The 15,987-nt window shown below is 62.6% G+C and carries 16 protein-coding genes; 7 read left to right on the top strand and 9 right to left on the bottom strand.

The window, feature by feature from the left end; all coding sequences use genetic code 11:
* From imuA to OUZ30_RS10555, 3 genes are read left to right on the top strand one after another with little or no spacing between them, the layout of a single operon-like run.
* The gene (imuA, locus tag OUZ30_RS10565) at positions 1-624 is read left to right on the top strand and encodes a translesion DNA synthesis-associated protein ImuA (protein WP_266182247.1); all 624 of its coding nucleotides are present in this window, start codon (positions 1-3) and stop codon (positions 622-624) included.
* Positions 625-636: 12 nt separating this feature from the next.
* A complete protein-coding gene (locus OUZ30_RS10560; RefSeq protein WP_266182245.1) occupies positions 637-2,046 on the top strand; it encodes a Y-family DNA polymerase in 1,410 nt (469 codons plus the stop codon).
* Positions 2,043-5,120 (top strand): error-prone DNA polymerase, encoded by a 3,078-nt coding sequence (locus tag OUZ30_RS10555; protein WP_266182243.1) that lies wholly within the window; start codon positions 2,043-2,045, stop codon positions 5,118-5,120. The genes OUZ30_RS10560 and OUZ30_RS10555 overlap by 4 nt, the downstream gene beginning before the upstream one ends.
* Before the next feature lie 786 nt (positions 5,121-5,906).
* On the opposite strand, the gene OUZ30_RS10550 is transcribed toward OUZ30_RS10555, so the two are convergent.
* Together OUZ30_RS10550 and OUZ30_RS10545 are read right to left on the bottom strand one after the other, a co-directional pair.
* Positions 5,907-6,488, bottom strand: coding sequence for a GNAT family N-acetyltransferase (locus OUZ30_RS10550; RefSeq protein WP_266182241.1), 582 nt, complete (start codon positions 6,486-6,488; stop codon positions 5,907-5,909).
* 182 nt (positions 6,489-6,670) lie between these two features.
* Positions 6,671-7,108, bottom strand: coding sequence for a universal stress protein (locus OUZ30_RS10545; RefSeq protein ID WP_266182239.1), 438 nt, complete (start codon positions 7,106-7,108; stop codon positions 6,671-6,673).
* 333 nt (positions 7,109-7,441) lie between these two features.
* Here OUZ30_RS10545 and OUZ30_RS10540 point away from each other — a divergent pair, with 333 nt between their 5' ends.
* Complete coding sequence (locus OUZ30_RS10540; protein ID WP_266182237.1) at positions 7,442-7,876, top strand: universal stress protein; 435 nt, start codon at positions 7,442-7,444, stop codon at positions 7,874-7,876.
* A gap of 6 nt (positions 7,877-7,882) precedes the next feature.
* Here the strand turns inward: OUZ30_RS10540 and OUZ30_RS10535 are convergent, their stop codons facing one another.
* Positions 7,883-8,110: a hypothetical protein gene (locus OUZ30_RS10535; RefSeq protein ID WP_266182235.1), complete on the bottom strand. Its 228-nt coding sequence runs from the start codon at positions 8,108-8,110 to the stop codon at positions 7,883-7,885.
* A gap of 123 nt (positions 8,111-8,233) precedes the next feature.
* Here OUZ30_RS10535 and OUZ30_RS10530 point away from each other — a divergent pair, with 123 nt between their 5' ends.
* The gene (locus OUZ30_RS10530) at positions 8,234-8,464 is read left to right on the top strand and encodes a hypothetical protein (protein WP_266182233.1); all 231 of its coding nucleotides are present in this window, start codon (positions 8,234-8,236) and stop codon (positions 8,462-8,464) included.
* A gap of 53 nt (positions 8,465-8,517) precedes the next feature.
* Here OUZ30_RS10530 and OUZ30_RS10525 read toward each other — a convergent pair whose 3' ends face one another.
* Together OUZ30_RS10525 and OUZ30_RS10520 are read right to left on the bottom strand one after the other, a co-directional pair.
* Positions 8,518-9,525: an NAD(P)H-quinone oxidoreductase gene (locus tag OUZ30_RS10525; RefSeq protein ID WP_266182231.1), complete on the bottom strand. Its 1,008-nt coding sequence runs from the start codon at positions 9,523-9,525 to the stop codon at positions 8,518-8,520.
* A 38-nt stretch (positions 9,526-9,563) separates the two neighbouring features.
* Positions 9,564-10,562: an MBL fold metallo-hydrolase gene (locus OUZ30_RS10520; protein WP_266182229.1), complete on the bottom strand. Its 999-nt coding sequence runs from the start codon at positions 10,560-10,562 to the stop codon at positions 9,564-9,566.
* A gap of 474 nt (positions 10,563-11,036) precedes the next feature.
* Here OUZ30_RS10520 and OUZ30_RS10515 point away from each other — a divergent pair, with 474 nt between their 5' ends.
* Complete coding sequence (locus OUZ30_RS10515; RefSeq protein WP_266182227.1) at positions 11,037-11,501, top strand: hypothetical protein; 465 nt, start codon at positions 11,037-11,039, stop codon at positions 11,499-11,501.
* 36 nt (positions 11,502-11,537) lie between these two features.
* On the opposite strand, the gene OUZ30_RS10510 is transcribed toward OUZ30_RS10515, so the two are convergent.
* From OUZ30_RS10510 to OUZ30_RS10495, 4 genes are all read right to left on the bottom strand, one after another.
* Positions 11,538-13,172, bottom strand: coding sequence for an MASE1 domain-containing protein (locus OUZ30_RS10510; RefSeq protein WP_266182225.1), 1,635 nt, complete (start codon positions 13,170-13,172; stop codon positions 11,538-11,540).
* A gap of 198 nt (positions 13,173-13,370) precedes the next feature.
* Positions 13,371-13,607 carry a hypothetical protein gene (locus OUZ30_RS10505; RefSeq protein ID WP_266182223.1) on the bottom strand — a complete coding sequence of 79 codons (237 nt, stop codon included), beginning with the start codon at positions 13,605-13,607 and terminating at the stop codon, positions 13,371-13,373.
* A gap of 49 nt (positions 13,608-13,656) precedes the next feature.
* Positions 13,657-14,064, bottom strand: coding sequence for an OsmC family protein (locus OUZ30_RS10500; RefSeq protein WP_266182221.1), 408 nt, complete (start codon positions 14,062-14,064; stop codon positions 13,657-13,659).
* Positions 14,065-14,200: 136 nt separating this feature from the next.
* Positions 14,201-14,479: a hypothetical protein gene (locus OUZ30_RS10495; protein ID WP_266182219.1), complete on the bottom strand. Its 279-nt coding sequence runs from the start codon at positions 14,477-14,479 to the stop codon at positions 14,201-14,203.
* Between OUZ30_RS10495 and OUZ30_RS10490 the strand changes: the two genes are divergently transcribed.
* Positions 14,478-15,974 carry an efflux transporter outer membrane subunit gene (locus OUZ30_RS10490; RefSeq protein ID WP_266182217.1) on the top strand — a complete coding sequence of 499 codons (1,497 nt, stop codon included), beginning with the start codon at positions 14,478-14,480 and terminating at the stop codon, positions 15,972-15,974. The genes OUZ30_RS10495 and OUZ30_RS10490 overlap by 2 nt on opposite strands.
* Positions 15,975-15,987: the final 13 nt, after the last annotated feature.

Raw genomic sequence — 15,987 nt, 5'->3', positions numbered from 1 at the left:
ATGGGCCAAGTAGTCGCGCTGGACTCATTGCTACATGCCCGCCAAATCTGGAAAGGGCGCGCGGTACCGCTGCCCGATAGCAGTCAACCCACGGGCTGGCCCGCGCTCGATGCCGCCTTGCCGAGTGGCGGCTGGCCCGAACACGCGATGACAGAAATCCTGTTGCCCATCGATGGCGTCGGAGAACTTCAGCTGGTACTACCCACCTTGGCGCGACTGACACGAGAGGCACGCAGCGTGATGCTGATCGCGCCACCGTATGTACCCTATGTGCCTGGCTGGGAAGCGCGTGGCGTGGTGATGGCCCACGTCGATATCGTGCAGGCCGGGGAGCGCGACGTACTGTGGGCCGCCGAGCAATGCCTGCGTTCGGGTAGCTGTGCGGCGGTGCTGGCGTGGCCGCTGCAGGCGGATGATCGCGCCTTGCGCCGCCTGCAGGTGGCCGCCGATACAGGCAAGGCGCTGGCGTTCGTGTTTCGCGATCAGCGCCATGCGCTGCAGGCGTCGCCAGCGGCGTTGCGGCTGGAACTGGAAAGCGAGCCCTCGCTGCAGGTACGCATACGCAAATGCCGTGGCGGGCAACCGCCAGCTGGCATGTTGCCGCTTGCCGCCGGTTGGTCGTGAGGAGGGCGCGACATGCTGTGGGCTTGTGTGTTGCTGCCGCAGCTGGCGCTGGATGGTGTCCTCCGGCGACAGCCGCCCACGGAGGCGCCACTGGTGCTGGTCAGTGGTCCAGCGCAGGCGCGTGTCGTGCACGCGGCGAACCGCTCCGCGCGTGCCGCCGGCCTGTATCGCGGCCAGCGCCTCACGGCAGCGCAAGCGCTGCTGAGCCAGTTTGCGATGGTCGAGCACGACCCCGAGGACGAGGCGCGCTGGCATCACCTGTTGGCGGCCTGGGCTTATCGCTATAGCGGCGAAGTCGGCTTGCTGGCACATGCGCTGGTGCTGGAGGTGAGTCGCAGCCTGAATCTGTTTGGGCCGTGGCCGCGCTTTGAGTCGCTGTTGCGTGATGACCTCAAGGAGCTGGGTTTTCGCCACCGCATCGCGCTCGCCCCCACGCCACATGCTGCCTATGTGCTGACCGGTGTCCACGATGGCCTGGCGGTGATGACACCCGATACGCTGCGACGTGCACTGTCGCCCATTCCGATAGCGCGTGCCCGCCTGCCTGGCGACGTGACGCAGGCCTTGCCTTCGATGGGCATTCGCACCCTGGGGCAGTTGTTCGCGTTGCCGCGCGCCGGCTTGCAGCGACGTTTTGGTGGCGAGTTGGTGGCACAGCTCGATCGGCTTGCCGGCGACGAGCCTTCGCCGATGGAAAACTATCGCCCGCCCGATACGTTCGAGCAGCGCATGGAGTGGACGCACGAGATCGAGCACGTCGAGGCGCTGGTCTTTCCGTTACGCCGCCTGACCGGCGATCTGTCGGCCTACCTGGCTGGGCGCGATGGCGGCGTGCAGCGCTTCGAGCTTGAGCTGGAGCACCGCAGCGGACCACCGACGAGAGTGACGGTGGGCATGCTGTCGGCCGCTCGCGATGCGACGCTGTTGTTCGATTGCGCGCGTGGCCGCATGGAGCGACTGGAGCTGTCGCAGCCGGTGGTCGCAATGCGCCTGATGGCGCGTGAGTTGCCGCCTTTCGTGCCGGCAGGTCGCGACCTGTTCGATACGCGTCCCACCAACGCGGTGCCACTGGAGCAGTTGCGTGAACGTCTGCGCGCACGTCTGGGCGAAGCGTCCATCCAGCATCTTCGCCGCACGGTGGATCCGCGCCCCGAGTTTGCGCAGACCACTACAGCGGGCGTAGGCGCCACCAGCGTGGCATCGCTGCCTCGTCCCTCCTGGTTGCTGGAATCGCCGCGGCCGTTACGCGGCCCGCCACCGACCATCCTGGCCGGCCCCGAACGCATCGAAACCGGCTGGTGGGACGGCGGCGATCTGCGTCGCGACTACTACGTGGTGCGCACTTCGCAAGGCCAGTACGCGTGGGTGTTCTGTGCGCCGGGCGAGCAGGGCGCGTGGATGTTGCATGGATGGTTCGCATGAGCGCGTATGCCGAACTGCATTGCCTGTCGAATTTCTCGTTTCAGCGCGGCGCATCGAGTGCGCGCGAATTGTTCGAGCGGGCCAGGGATTGCGGCTATCGCGCACTGGCCATCACGGACGAGTGTTCGCTTGCAGGTATCGTGCGTGCCTTCGAGGCGTCGCGCGATACCGGTGTGGCGCTGATTGTTGGTGCTGAATTTCAATTGGACGATGGGCCGAAACTGACCCTTCTGTGCGAGAACCTTGCCGGTTATACCGCGCTATGTGCACTTATCACCCGGGGGCGACGTGCCGCAGAAAAGGGTAGCTATCGCGTAACGCGGCAGGACTTCGTTGATGGTCTTCCCGGCACCTTGGCGCTGTGGATGCCGGCCAGCAAACCCGATCGCGAAGAGGGCGCGTGGCTGCACTCGTTGTTTCATGATCGCTTGTGGCTGGCGATCGAACTGCATCGTGGCCCTGACGATGCGCGTCGCCTGGCACAGCTGGAGACGCTGGCCGATTCGCTAGGCATACCCACAGTAGCTGCCGGCGATGTGCATATGCATGTGCGTCGTCGGCGCGCCCTGCAGGATGTGATGACCGCGCTGCGCCATCACCGCACCGTGGCCCAGGCCGGCGACCTGCTGTTTCCCAATGGCGAACGTCATCTGCGCACGTGCGAGGCGTTGGCGGAGATCTATCCGTCACGCCTGCTGGAAGAGGGGGCGCGTATCGCCGATCGCTGTCGTTTTGCCATGACCGATCTGAAGTATCGCTACCCGGCCGAACTGGTGCCCGAGGGATATACGGCAACCGCGTGGCTGCGACATCTGACTGAGGAAGGTGTTCGCTGGCGCTGGCCGCAAGGTGCTTCGGCCAAGGTGCGCGAGCAGATCGAACATGAGTTGTCCCTGGTCGAGCAGCTCAAATACGAATCGTATTTCCTCACCGTGCAGGACATCGTCAGCTACGCCCGCAGCGTGGACATTCTCTGCCAGGGCCGCGGTTCGGCCGCCAACTCGGCCGTCTGCTATGCGCTGGGTGTCACGGCGGTGGACCCGGAGCATACGACCCTGCTGGTCGAACGTTTTATTTCCGCGGAGCGCGATGAGCCGCCGGATATCGATATCGACTTCGAGCACGAGCGGCGCGAGGAGGTCATCCAGTACATCTATAACAAGTACGGTCGTGATCGCGCCGCGCTGGCTGCCACCGTCATTTGCTATCGCGGCCGTAGTGCGGTGCGTGACGTGGCGCGTGCGCTCGGCTTGCCGATGGATCAGACCGACCTGCTGTCCCGCGTCTTTGCCTGGCAGGATGGCGATGATCCGCTGGAAGGGCGGTTGCGTGAGCGCGGCTTCGACCCGGATAGCCCGGTATTGCGGCGCGTACTGGCCCTCACTGCTGAGTTGCGAGATTTTCCGCGACACCTCTCCCAGCACGTCGGCGGCTTTGTCATTTCCGATCAGCCGCTATCGCACCTGGTGCCGGTGGAAAACGCGTCCATGCCGGACCGCACCATCATCCAGTGGGACAAGGACGATCTGGATACGATGCGTTTGCTCAAGGTCGATTGCCTGGCGCTGGGCATGCTGACCTGCATCCGCAAATGCCTGGATCTGTTGAAGGCGCATCACGGCCGCGAACTGACCCTGGCCAGCATGCCGAAGGAAGATCCAAAGACCTACGAGATGATCCGGGCCGCCGACACCGTTGGCGTGTTCCAGATCGAATCGCGCGCACAGATGGCCATGCTGCCGCGGCATCGCCCGGAGAATTTCTACGACCTGGTGATCCAGGTGGCGATCGTGCGGCCGGGCCCGATCCAGGGAGACATGGTGCATCCGTATCTGCGCCGCAAGCGCGGCGAGGAGCCGGTGACCTATCCGTCGGAAGCCTTGCGTAGCGTGTTCGAGCGCACGCTCGGCGTGCCGCTGTTCCAGGAGCAGGTGATGAAGCTGGCTATCGTCGCCGCCAAATACTCGCCGGGCGAGGCTGACGCATTGCGTCGTTCGATGGCGGCATGGCGGCGCAATGGTGATATGGAAGTCCATCGCGTGAAGCTCATGAAGGGCATGCTGGAGAGTGGCTTCTCACAGGAGTTCGCGGCGCGCCTGTTCGAACAGATCAAGGGCTTCGGTTCGTATGGTTTCCCTGAAAGCCATGCCGCGAGTTTCGCGTTGCTGGTCTACGCCAGTAGCTGGCTCAAATGCCACTACCGGGCGGAGTTTTTGTGTGCATTACTCAACGCGCAGCCGATGGGCTTCTATTCCGCCAGCCAGTTGGTGCAGGACGCGCAGCGCCACGGCGTCAACGTCCGTCCCGTCGATGTGCGTTACAGCGCGTGGGACAACGCGCTGGAGGATGACGCCGCATCCGTGGGCGGCTTCGCTATTCGACTGGGCCTTCGCCAGATTCGAGGATGCCGCCAGGACATGGCGGGACGGCTTGCGACGGAACGAGCGCGCCGCCCCTTTGATGATGTGGCCGACTTGTGCGCGCGCACCGGCATGAATCGACAGCAGCAGGAAGCACTCGCCGAGGCCGATGCGCTGCGCGGACTGGCGGGTCATCGCCATCGCGCGCGTTGGGCCATCGCTGGCATCGAAGCACAACTTCCTTTGTTCGGCCACGCCAGTCCGGAGGAGCCGGCTGTCGCGCTACCGCCGCCGTCGCAGGCTGAAAATACGCTGGCCGACTATGCGCGCGTGGGCCTGACACTTGGGCCGCATCCCTTGCGACAGCTGCGCACGCGGCTTCGTGCACTGCATTGCATGGATGGGCGCGCGCTAAGTCATCAGCCGCATGCCAGTCATGTGCGCGCGGCTGGCCTGGTGACGCAACGGCAACGGCCGCAGACGGCCAGCGGCGTCACCTTCATCACCATGGAAGACGAATTTGGTTCCATCAATGTCGTGGTCTGGAGCCATGTGGCCGAGCGGCAGCGGCGCGTCTATCTGGAAGCGAGCCTGCTGGGTGTCGAAGGTCGCTGGGAGCATGTGGATGGGGTCAGTCACCTGATTGCGCATCGGCTGATCGATTTCAGCTCGTTGCTCGGCTCGCTCGACAGCCGCTCGCGCGACTTCCATTGAGGCGGGTGGCGTGGCCAACTTCGCGGCTGCGAAGTTGAGCTGGCTTACTGTGGGACATAGCTTCTGCTCCTTCTCCCCTCCGGGGAGAAGGCTGGGATGAGGGGCGGGTGCTCGCGGTCGCGATAAGACCGAGCGATGTCGCCAGCGTGCCGCTTACGCAGCGGGCGTTTCGATCGCCTGCCGGCGCTCGAGTCACTTTTCTTTTGCTGGCCCAAAAGAAAAGTAACCCAAAGAAAACGGCCTCAAGAACTGGTAGCACTCCGTCGGATAGAAGCGTTGGACGGTTTACGCGAGCAGACAGTTGGCAGCCCAAGGCGAGACACAGCGGCTACACCGCAACGCGTCGAGGCGATGAGGACTTAAAGCAGGCTCGGCCGACGATCGCGTCGCTTGCTGCATCCGAGTGGGCAGATGGTCACCGAACGACCCACGCTTTAAGCCCTCTGCGCTACGGCGCGTTGCGGTGTAGCCGCTGTGTATAGGCCATGGGCCGCAACTAATTCGGCTGGCGACGCCCGTCAGGCTCGTATCTCGCGCCATGCTATGAGCTCTTCAGGCCATTTTCTTTGGGTTACTTTTCTTTTGGGCCAGCAAAAGAAAAGTGACCCGGACCGCGGCAGCGGTTCGGAACGCCCGCTGCGTAAGCGGCACGCTGGCGATATCGCTCGGTCATCGCGTGATCGCAAGCACCCACCCATCATCCCAACGTTCTCTCCCACAGGAACTACCTTTCCCTTGCCTGCGTAGGAGAGGAGGGCGGTGTCGTGGGTGTCGTCGGCGTGCGAGTCATAGGTTGAGCGTGTGAATGGTTTGGGACGGATCGGCGGGATCCAGTCGGCGTTCAAAGCCGAGGTGCCTGGCAAGACCACTCATGGGCTGGTTCGACGCCGAGTCCATCGAGACCATGCGCTTGAATCCGTGCTTGCGCGCCTCGTCGATCAAGTGGCGCATCAGCAGGGTGCCGAGCCCGCGATTCAGCCAGTCATCGGCCACAGTCACGGCGCTCTCGCAAATGTGCTCTCTCGTAGTGGCGCAATAACGGCTCACGCCGATCTCTCGCAGCTTGCCTTGGTCATGGATCAGTGCGATGAAGGCCGTGCGCTTCTGGTAATCGAGATTCATCAGCTGATCGATGAGCGCTTCGCTGGGCTGCTTGAAGTTACAGAGGAAGCGCAGGCGCCGCGATTTGGGCGACAGATCGCGAATGAAGTCCGTTTCGAGATCGCGATCCCCAGCCTGCAAAGGGCGGATAAGAACCGGCGTGCCATCGCGCAGATGGTCGATCCAGTGGTTGTCCCCGAGGGTTTCGGCCATATAGCTAAAGCCCGATCGGAGTGAGGGCTCAAGCGAACGAATGGAAATGGACATGGCTAAGCCTCCGGTCAAGTGAGGAATCGCCAGGCAAAGCTCGTTTCCCGGCGAGGGGGAATCGATGACTGCGTTCCCTTAAGACTTGTACGCCTCGGGACTTTTGACCGCCTTGATATGCGTCAGCCGGCATGGGCCATGAACCGCGATGCGGAGAAGTGGCCCGGGGGAAACATGTGAACTCAGTGATACACCAGCACAGGTACTTCTGTGCTCAACAAGACCTTCTGGGTTTCACTACCCAGTAGCAGGCGCGTCATGCCGCGCCAGCCATGCGACGCCATGACCACGAGGTCACAGCGTTTGTCCTTTGCCGTCTGCACAATCGTCTCGGCGGGTTGGCCGCCGAACGCCACCTGACCGTCGAAAAGCACGCCTGCGGCCTCGGCGAGGGCTCGGACATCTGCCAGATAGCGCTCGGCATGAGTCTTGGCTTCCTCGTTATAGGCAAATTCCGTGGCCGCGAGGATGGCGCCCATATAGGCGATGCTCTGGAGCGGCGCGACCACATGCAGGGCATAGACGGGTGCCTGGCAAATCCTGGCCAGCTCGATGCCCGCTCTTGCGGCTCGCAGGGATAGTTCCGAGCCATCGATGGGTAGGAGAATGTGCTTGTACATGGGCGTCCTCGCTGAGTGCCATAGGGGCGATGGAGTAGGGAGGGGCGTGGTAAGGATGCGCGTATAGCCGCGTCGTGGCGTCCAGCATCGTGCGGGGAACGTGGAACGCCCGTCATGAGCTTAGGCTTGCTCGTCGGTGGGTTTTTGATCCAGGTCAAATGGGCTTGCGCCGGAATGCCCGGGCAGCTGCCGATGTTGTGATCCAGGGATTCTTCACGCGGAGTGACCAGGGTCAATGCGATAGATCGCCAGGCAGCCAGACAAACTGCAGGCAGCGCGTCACGTATTCATCGGCCTACACTAATGCAGGCTCCGCCAAAGGGAGGTTCTGACATGTTTCAGCACATTCTTCTTCCCGTCGATGGTTCCGCGCATGCGCTTAACGCGGTGGATATCGGCATTGAGCTGGCGGGAAAACTCGGGGCCCGAATACATACCGTTCATGTGCTTCCGCCACTGCCCGCGGTTTCATATGTCGCCGAACTGATCCAGTCGCGGAGCTCCTACACGCAGCTTGCCAAGGCGCGCGCTGAAAGCTACCTGGGCGAGGTTTGCAGGCGCGCTAGCGCCGCCGGGGTGCCATGCGAGACCGAATATGTCTTCGATCTGCGACCTTACGTGGCCATCGTGGCGATGGCGGCGAAACATCATTGCGACCTGATCGTCATGTCGTCGCGTGGTGCACAGGGACTAGAGCGCGTGCTGCTGGGCAGCGTCACGCACAAGGTCATGCTGTGTTGCGACCTTCCCGTACTGGTCTGTCACTGATGCTGATCAGATCTGATCAGCGGGCGGCACCAAGTGATGTTTCACCTGGATGGCGTCAAGACGGTCGCAGATCCAGCCCTGGTCGTCGGGTCGGGCATGTGCCTGGACTGCGTCCGCCAGATGCTTGAACGTGGACCAGAAGTCGTTGGCATTCGACTTGCTTTGCACCAATCCGGGGACGAATTCATCCAGGGCATCGAGCATTTGATCGAGTTCGGCATGCGTCTTGGCCATGCCGACGAGCCTACACCGGGCTACCATCAACGTAGCGCGAAATCTTTAGCCAAAGGGTCACATTGGTTTAACGGCGACAGCGGCAGCTTGAATACCCCTCATGGGCGACGAGGCGATGCGATCATGGAATCGGAACGCGAAAACGACCTGCTTTCCCGTGCATGCGATGAACTGCTTGAGCAGAACTCGCTACTGCAACAGGAGGTGGAGCTGCTTTGTGCCCAGTTGAGGCGACATCCATCGGGCGAGATGCAGATTCGGGAGGCCAGGCGCCAGATGGAAGAGCTGGTGGAGACCACCCGGGGACATACCCCGTGTCCGACCATGACGCACTACGAGGCATCCTTGATCTGACAGGCGGCGGTAGGCAGGGGGCGAGCAAGCCTGGCGGCCGCCTGTCGCGGCGCTCAGTGGCTGACCTCAAGCACGATTTTGCCGATGTGTTGCCCATCCTCCATCGCGCGATGCGCATTCGCAGCACGTTCGAGAGGGTACACAGCGTGAATCAGCGGCACACAACGGCCTTCGCTCAGAACCGGCCACACATGCGTCTGCAATGACGCGGCAATGGCTGCCTTCTCCTGTGCGGTGCGGGGGCGCATGGTGGAGCCGGTGATGTGGGCGCGCTTGTGGGCGATGGTAGTCAGGTTGACCTGTGGGGCAACGGCTCCGCCGAGAAAGCCGATCAGCAGCAGGCGGCCGTCCTGGCCGAGCGCGCGTAGATTATCGTTGAAATAGCTGCCGCCCATGATGTCGAGGATGACATCCACACCGCGTCCGTTGGTCTGTTCCAACACGATGTCGACGAACGACGTTTCGCGATAATTGATGGGCTCGCCGCCCAGTTCACGAATGGCGTTGCATTTTTCCACGTTACCCGCGGTAGCCAACGCGCGTATGCCGAATTCGCGACACAGCATGAGAGCCGTCGTGCCTATGCCACTGGTGCCGCCATGGATCAGCACGGTGTCACTGTTGCTGGCGTGTCCCATCTCGAACAGGTTGGCCCACACCGTGAAGAAGGTCTCGGGAATAGCGGCCGCTTGTTGCCAGGTCAGTCCATGCGGAATCGGCAGCACCTGACCCGCCGGAACCACACAATACTGGGCATAGCCACCGCCATTGGTGAGTCCACAAACCGCATCGCCGATGGCGAATCCGTGGACGCCTTCGCCGAGCGCCGCAATCGTGCCGGCCACTTCCAGGCCGGGAATGGGACTGGCTTCGGGCGGTATCGCATAGTGCCCGGCGCGCTGGAGTACGTCAGGTCGATTGACTCCCGCCGCCTCGCTGCGTATCAGCAATTCGCCGGGCCCCGGTCGCGGCGTCGGCACGCTGCGCGGCTGCAGTACCTCGGGCCCGCCGGGCACGGTGATCTGGATTTCGGTCATCGTACTGGGCAGTGTCGGGTTCATCAGGTTTGCTTCCGGTGTCTTGAGTGCTTTATCGCCTCTTACGCCGCAGTTCCAGGTGGAGTGTGACGGTGCCTTCGGCGTCGGACGAGCCAGCGTATACCCAAGGCCATGCCGATAAGAAGCACGACGGCGGTGACGCCCAGACCCTGGAGCATGCGCCTCTGGCTGTACATGACGAACATGCCATGCTGTCCGTAGAAGCCGTTATACGTAGCCAACGCGGATGGCAGGTTCACCAACGCCTCCTTGTCCAGTGGAAGCGCATGCTCGTTCGGGTGATAGGTCGAACCCATCTCCAGCGTCTGGCCGTTGCGGTCCAATTCGATGTGTCCGCCCAGTACGTAAGTCACGGGATGCGTACGAATGAAGTCCGCCATGCGCGCGGCGCTGGCACGGTCGGCATCGGCATCGTCGATGATGAGTCGGCCCGGCAGCAAGAAGTCACCGGTGAAAACAAGCCCCGTCGCACGATCATAGTAAGAGACGTGTGAGGCGTAGTGCCCCGGCGTGGGAATGACATCGATGATACGGTTGCCGAGATCCACCTGGCCGATACCATCAGGCCAGTGCGAGAGGCCGAAGTACCCGGTGACGTGCGCGAGATCGGTGCCAACGATCGTCACCTGGGGTAGCGAAGCAAATTGCGCATCGCCGGAACGGTGATCAAGGTGGCCATGTGTGTGGACCACGATAAGCGGTAGCTTCGATCCGCGGATGGTTGGCAGCAACGACATGACCGTTGAGGCCAAGGGCATCTTTTGAGCCTCGGTGACGTCACCGCTGTCGATCAGCAAGGCCTTGGAGTCGCCGATCAGCAGGTACATGAACGGCGCCTCGTAGGTCGCGCAGAGGCCTTCGCGCAAAATGTAGGTGTGTTCGTTATAGCGATGAACCTGCAACGGGCGTGGTTGATTCGCACTGCAGTCCGCCGCTCCGCCATCCCATTGCACGTCCATCGAGCCGCCGGCCACTTGCGCGGAGGCCGCGCCGGCAAGCAGGTAACCGAAAGCCAGTAACACATACAGCATGCGTTTCATTGTGCTTCGCCAGTGATGAGGGGCGCGCCACCATGGCGCAGGACAATCCCGGGCGTCGGATGCGAGTTGGAGGGACAAGGTTTAAAGCAGGTCGTTCGACGGGGCTATTGCATTCAGGATGCTGCATCGCTCATGGGTCGATGCGCGAGCTTTTGGTTCCGCGTGAATGGGCATCGTGAAACGTCGCTCAAACCCTTCATCTCAAGTGAATTCACGTCGGCTACACGGCGTTTGACGGGCTATAGGGTGTACCCAGCCAAGCGCATCACGACCGCCCGGTAAGTGTGTCGTCGCCGTTGGGTAGCTCTAGCCTTACTGCCGCGAATGCATCCGGGGATGCTTGTGCATGTCGGTGGGCAAGGCGAATTCGGCGGATCGGCGGCCTCGCCACGAGAGGTGACGCCGTTCCGATAACCCATCGGTGGATGCCCGACGGCATCAAGGAATCAGGGGTCGGCTATGAAGGGAAAGCACATGCACCATGTATCGAATCGGTTTGCCCGCTTTGCAGCGGTTGGCTTGTTGGTCATGGCATCGGGTATATCCAGCGCGATGGCAACAGGCGGCCTGTCGTCGACAGGGCTCGGGCAGTCCTGGCCCAATGCCACCGATGTCAGTGCCAGTCCTCGTTGGCATGTCTATGTGTTTCAGCGGGAGGGCATCCGCTATATCCAGGTCAATGATTTGAACGGCAAAGTGCGTACGGCGTTTGCTGCGGCGTCTGGCAATTTCCTGGGGCTGCCCGTGGGAGTGGATTCGGCAGGCCTGGCGACTCCGCAGGAGCCATTGCCGCCGCCGGCCAGCAAGAGGGGTGAAATCGTTTATCAGGACGCCGCCGTCAAAGTGTTCGTGGCACCCCAGGCGGATGGCACGTTGCGCGTGTTTGCAGCGAGCGGCGATTGCACGGATCCCATCGAGTGCACGTCGCGGGTTCAGTGACGATTTGAGCGTCGTGAAGGATAGCCGAGGCGCCTCCTAAGCGGAGGCGCCTCGATGGAGCGGGAAGGCGCGCAGTGAATCACGCAGCAGCAGCGTGACACTCATGCCGTCTGGCAAGTCACGCAAATGCACGTAGCCGCCATAGATCTGTGCGCGGTCGCGAATGCTGGCGATACCGAGCCCGCTCGCTCCCAGTAACGTCATCGCCTGCTTCCAGGACTCCGCTGAAGCTGCGGTTGCATCGTCACCGGGCGATCCTCGCTTGCCGACCAGGCGCATGACCACCCAACGCTGGCCACCCGTGTGGCCGCCACGTACTTGCAGATGGATGTGCTGCGACTGCCCGCGCGAAAGCACGTAAATCAGCACCTCGCAGGCCAGGCGATAGAGTGCCATATGGACATCCGGCGCCAGTTGGCTCAACCCGCGCCCCGACAGTTCGCAGCGATAGCTGGCGCCTGCCATGCCGACAGCCTGGGCAAACGGCCCTTCGCGCAACGTGGCCGGCACGCCACGCTCACGCCAGCCGCGGGGGTAGAGCGCGTTGGCCAGTCGATGCATTTCGTGTTGCGTGATCGCGGCCTGTCGGGAATAGGCGCGCTCCTCATTCGCCGGCAACACGTGTCGAAGGCGATCCAGCAGGCGATTGTGATTCTCGCGAATGTTCTGGCCGATATGTTCGAGCGTATCGGCAGCCTGGCGCAGTCGCAATTCCTCAAGATAAAGACCTTGCTGCGCCAGCTGGAAACCGCGCAAGGTATCGACCTGGCTGGACTGTGCCGAATGGGTCTGATGCGCAATGCGCGAGCCGAGCATAAGCAGGGTGGTGATGGCGAAGGCCATCAGCGCCTGCGCCTGGATGACCTCCGGATCGCGCACCATGGTTGATGTGGTCGCCACGGCCATGCTTGCCAACATGCCACCCAGGGCGGCGCCTTGCCAACCGTGGCGAGAAGTGAGCCACACCACCGGAAGAAACATGGCGATGCGCAATACTTGCATGCTGTCGCCATGACTGCTGAGGACCAGGCCCATGAGCGTAAGCAAGGGCACCAGCACGCCGATCACGCAATCCCTCGCCAGATGGCTTTGCCAAAGCGTCGCCTCCGAGTGTGCGCCCGGGCTCTCGGTCAACCAGAGATAGAGGGCAAGGACGGCAGGCACGAGCGTAAGCGCACCCAGGTAATTGCCAAGAAAGTAGCCAAATACGACTTGTGCGGTAACCGCGGGCGCGGCCGCATGGCCGGACATCTGCACGGTGCTCAAGATGGCGGCGTTGCAGACCGCGGCAAGCAGCCCGGCCAACATCGTCACACCAAGCAACATGATCATGTTGATCTGGTGGTCGCCGCGAAACAGGCGGGAACGGTGCTGGCACCACGCGACCAGCATGGCCAGTGGGGCGATGGGAGGGATGGCCGTCAGCAATGCCCATTGCCACCCGAACTCGTCCCGGCAATTCCATGCATGGTAGCCGACGGGAATGAATTCACCGACGATCAGCGCAGGCCAGTAACGAGTGGGAACCAGCAGCAGACATGCCAGGCGTAGTCCGGCCGGGAGGTTCCAGTGCGAGGTGGACACGCTACGCAGCAATACGTAACAGGCCGCATAAGCCGCGGCGATGGCAAGCTGGCGGCCCCCGGTGAATCGCCCTGTTGCTTCCCCCATCGCTTTCTTCCCCTTGATTGCTACTTTTCCCGAGGCGTGCCCGGGTACGAGGTAATCCGATAGACCGGGCGGCCGCGACGCGACGCCCTGAGTGCCTGCGATGCCTCGAGCTCCGCGCGCTGTTTGGACGGCTTGTTGCTGCGCGCAAGTCCACTCGACTTCCCTGAAAGGAGTCCTTGTCAGGAAGCGTGTCTTGCGTCAGATGGCATGCCACCCGGCACGTGTCTCGCTTGGGATTCCCAAAACGAACTCTGGCACGTTCACCGGTGATTTCTTGGTGAAGAGCGGCCCAAGGCGGGCGTGGTCTTTGATCGCGAGTTTTTGCGACATCAGCGAGAAGTCGCGCATGATCGTAGCGATGGCTGCATGACTCGCTGCCAAGCGCCGGATCGGCAAGGCAATGTATCGCGCTTGAAGGGCGCCGGGCAGGGTCACGGCATGTGCTTGTCTTGCGCCATCGGCAGGGGGCTTGCCCGCGCCTCACTTAAAGCGCGTCACCGCGCGCGCTGGATATTTCTGCACCTTCGCGCATGGCCCTGGTCACCGGCGTGTTGGCCACGATCTCGAGCAGGCGCTGCCACTGCTCGTCGGTCAGTGGCTGGTCCGAGCGCAGGATGCGATGCACATGCATGCGGCCGTCATCGTCGCGAGTCAATGCAAGCTCGGCACGGAATCGCCCCAGCTCCCATCCCTTGCGCTGTGCATACATGCGCAGCGTGATTGCCGTGCAGGCCGCAAGCGAGGCGAGGTAATAGTCGAACGGTGCGGGTCCGGCACCTTGGCCACCGAGCTTGGCCGGCTCATCGGTGTCGAGCGCGAAGTGATTCGCCTCGATGTGGTGAAGATAGTTGGCGCCCGTGGATTCAATGCTGGCGAGTGAAACGGGTGGCATGTCGTGAATCTCCCATGAGTGTTGCTATTCCACGCGCCTCGGTGACGCCGCGCAGTACCGTTGAGCTCGACCAGGCACGCCCACGTCCATGGCGCGGCCGCGTCGTCAAACGCATGTCGGATGCCATCGCACGCGATCATGCAATTCGACCAAGGTAGCAGTACCGTGATACGCCCTTGTCCGCTGCGTATTCGACCATATCGCAGTCGCCGCTTGGAGCGTGCGGTTTCCGCGATGCACGCAGCAGGGTGGGGCGATATAATTGCGACACTCGGGCGTTCTTGTTTTCGCCAGGCATTGCTGGCTTTGGCAGTGCATGATGTCTTGCCATGGTTCCCTCGCGCGGCTTCGCGACATGGGCAAAGACCGGCATCGTCGTGCGCCCCTCTTTCCTTCCCCGGATGATCTTCTCCATGCGTTCACCTGTTCTTCCCACCGCCTTGGCGCTTTGTCTCACGCTGGCGGGCTGCGTCAGCAGTCGCGGCCTGCACACCACGGGTACGCTGACCGATCCGGGCAAGTTGGCGTCCGAGCGCAGCCTGGCGGAGGTCAAGCTCAGTGCCACCGCATGGCCGGCGCAGGATTGGTGGGTTGCTTTTGGCGATCCTCAATTGACCTCGCTGATCAACGAGGCACTCAAGACCAATCCAAGCCTGGATGAAGCCGAAGCGCGGGCCCGGCAGGCACAAGCCGTGGCTGACAGTTACAACGCTGGCCGCAAGCCGCAAGCGGAGTTGGATGCCTCGATCACCGGCGCCTATCTCTCAAAGAAGAATCCGATCTATCCGGTCTACGTGCTGGGCACGTTTGCCTGGAGCAAGTCGGTTACGGCCGGATTCTCGTGGGATCTCGACCTATGGGGCGGCAAGCGCGATGCATGGGAGGCGGCCCTGGGCCGTAGTCGCGCCGCTCAGATCGACGCGTATGCTGCACGCATCCAGTTGTCCGTCAACGTGGCGCGCGCGTATGTGTTGCTGGGCTACGCATTCGCCCAGCAGGATGTCGCTGCAGCCGAATTGCAGCGCACCACCGAGGCCCTGGACGTGACCCGCCGCCTGGTGGCCGGTGGTCTCGAGGCGCGCCAACAACAACATCTGGCTGACTCGCAGGTGGCTGGCGCGGAACAACAGAAAGTGGCAGCCGATCGTGCTATCGATGCGGCACGCAGCAGTCTTTCGATCCTGCTGGGGCAGGGGCCGGATCGTGGCCTCGCCATCGAGCGGCCGCATCTGGTGGATATCGGTCCCGCGGTAGTGCCGGACAAGCTGCCGGTGGAGCTGATCGGTCGTCGCGCCGACCTTGTCGCCGCACGCTGGCAGATCGAAGCCGCTGCCAAAGACGTCAAGGCCACCAAGACCGAATTCCTGCCCAATATCAGCCTGACTGCGCTGGCCGGTTTCATTGCCGTCGGTGGCAGCACCAATGTGTTCCAGCTGCCGGCGCGAGACTACGCGTTTGGTCCCGCGCTAAGCCTGCCGATCTTCGATGGCGGTCGCCGGCGCGCCCAGCTTGCGGGTGCCGATGCGGGCTACGATGCCTTGGTGGCGCGCTACAACGGCCTGCTCGTCAACGCCTTGAACGACGTATCCGACCAGGTGTCCGCCTTGAGCTCGGTGCGGGCCCAGATCGTGCTGGAGAAGCGCTCGGAAGAAGACGCGCAGAAGAGCTGGGATGACGCCATCAAGGCCTACCGTGGCGGCCTGAAGGGACCGCTGACGCCACTGACGAGTCGTCAGCAACTGCTGCAGGCACAGCAACGGCTCGCCCTGCTGGAAAGCCAGCAGACGGATATTTCCATCCGTCTGATCGAAGCCTTGGGCGGCGGTTTTGACGGTGCGGCCGAAGTGGCCGAAGTCAATGCCGAACAGCCGCAGCAGGCTTCGTCGGCCAAGAGCGATTCGAGCCGCTGAGTGTGGCGCGAGG

Source organism: Dyella humicola, from assembly GCF_026283945.1.
In the GTDB taxonomy this organism is placed as follows: Bacteria; Pseudomonadota; Gammaproteobacteria; order Xanthomonadales; family Rhodanobacteraceae; genus Dyella; species Dyella humicola.
The sequence above is the reverse complement of the archived record's forward strand: the minus strand, read 5'-3'. Positions and strand labels throughout refer to the sequence as shown.

What these genes read in the sequence shown, in the direction of transcription:
- OUZ30_RS10500 (WP_266182221.1), bottom strand. Translation starts at nt 14,064, where the DNA reads ATGCCACCCGTTTCACTCGCCAGCATTGAATCCACGGGCGCCAACTAT.
- OUZ30_RS10510 (WP_266182225.1), bottom strand. Translation starts at nt 13,172, where the DNA reads ATGGGGGAAGCAACAGGGCGATTCACCGGGGGCCGCCAGCTTGCCATC.
- OUZ30_RS10545 (WP_266182239.1), bottom strand. Translation starts at nt 7,108, where the DNA reads ATGTACAAGCACATTCTCCTACCCATCGATGGCTCGGAACTATCCCTG.
- OUZ30_RS10495 (WP_266182219.1), bottom strand. Translation starts at nt 14,479, where the DNA reads ATGGAGAAGATCATCCGGGGAAGGAAAGAGGGGCGCACGACGATGCCG.
- OUZ30_RS10540 (WP_266182237.1), top strand. Translation starts at nt 7,442, where the DNA reads ATGTTTCAGCACATTCTTCTTCCCGTCGATGGTTCCGCGCATGCGCTT.
- OUZ30_RS10550 (WP_266182241.1), bottom strand. Translation starts at nt 6,488, where the DNA reads ATGTCCATTTCCATTCGTTCGCTTGAGCCCTCACTCCGATCGGGCTTT.
- OUZ30_RS10515 (WP_266182227.1), top strand. Translation starts at nt 11,037, where the DNA reads ATGCACCATGTATCGAATCGGTTTGCCCGCTTTGCAGCGGTTGGCTTG.
- OUZ30_RS10535 (WP_266182235.1), bottom strand. Translation starts at nt 8,110, where the DNA reads ATGGCCAAGACGCATGCCGAACTCGATCAAATGCTCGATGCCCTGGAT.
- OUZ30_RS10530 (WP_266182233.1), top strand. Translation starts at nt 8,234, where the DNA reads ATGGAATCGGAACGCGAAAACGACCTGCTTTCCCGTGCATGCGATGAA.
- OUZ30_RS10560 (WP_266182245.1), top strand. Translation starts at nt 637, where the DNA reads ATGCTGTGGGCTTGTGTGTTGCTGCCGCAGCTGGCGCTGGATGGTGTC.
- OUZ30_RS10555 (WP_266182243.1), top strand. Translation starts at nt 2,043, where the DNA reads ATGAGCGCGTATGCCGAACTGCATTGCCTGTCGAATTTCTCGTTTCAG.
- OUZ30_RS10525 (WP_266182231.1), bottom strand. Translation starts at nt 9,525, where the DNA reads ATGAACCCGACACTGCCCAGTACGATGACCGAAATCCAGATCACCGTG.
- OUZ30_RS10520 (WP_266182229.1), bottom strand. Translation starts at nt 10,562, where the DNA reads ATGAAACGCATGCTGTATGTGTTACTGGCTTTCGGTTACCTGCTTGCC.
- OUZ30_RS10490 (WP_266182217.1), top strand. Translation starts at nt 14,478, where the DNA reads ATGCGTTCACCTGTTCTTCCCACCGCCTTGGCGCTTTGTCTCACGCTG.
- imuA (WP_266182247.1), top strand. Translation starts at nt 1, where the DNA reads ATGGGCCAAGTAGTCGCGCTGGACTCATTGCTACATGCCCGCCAAATC.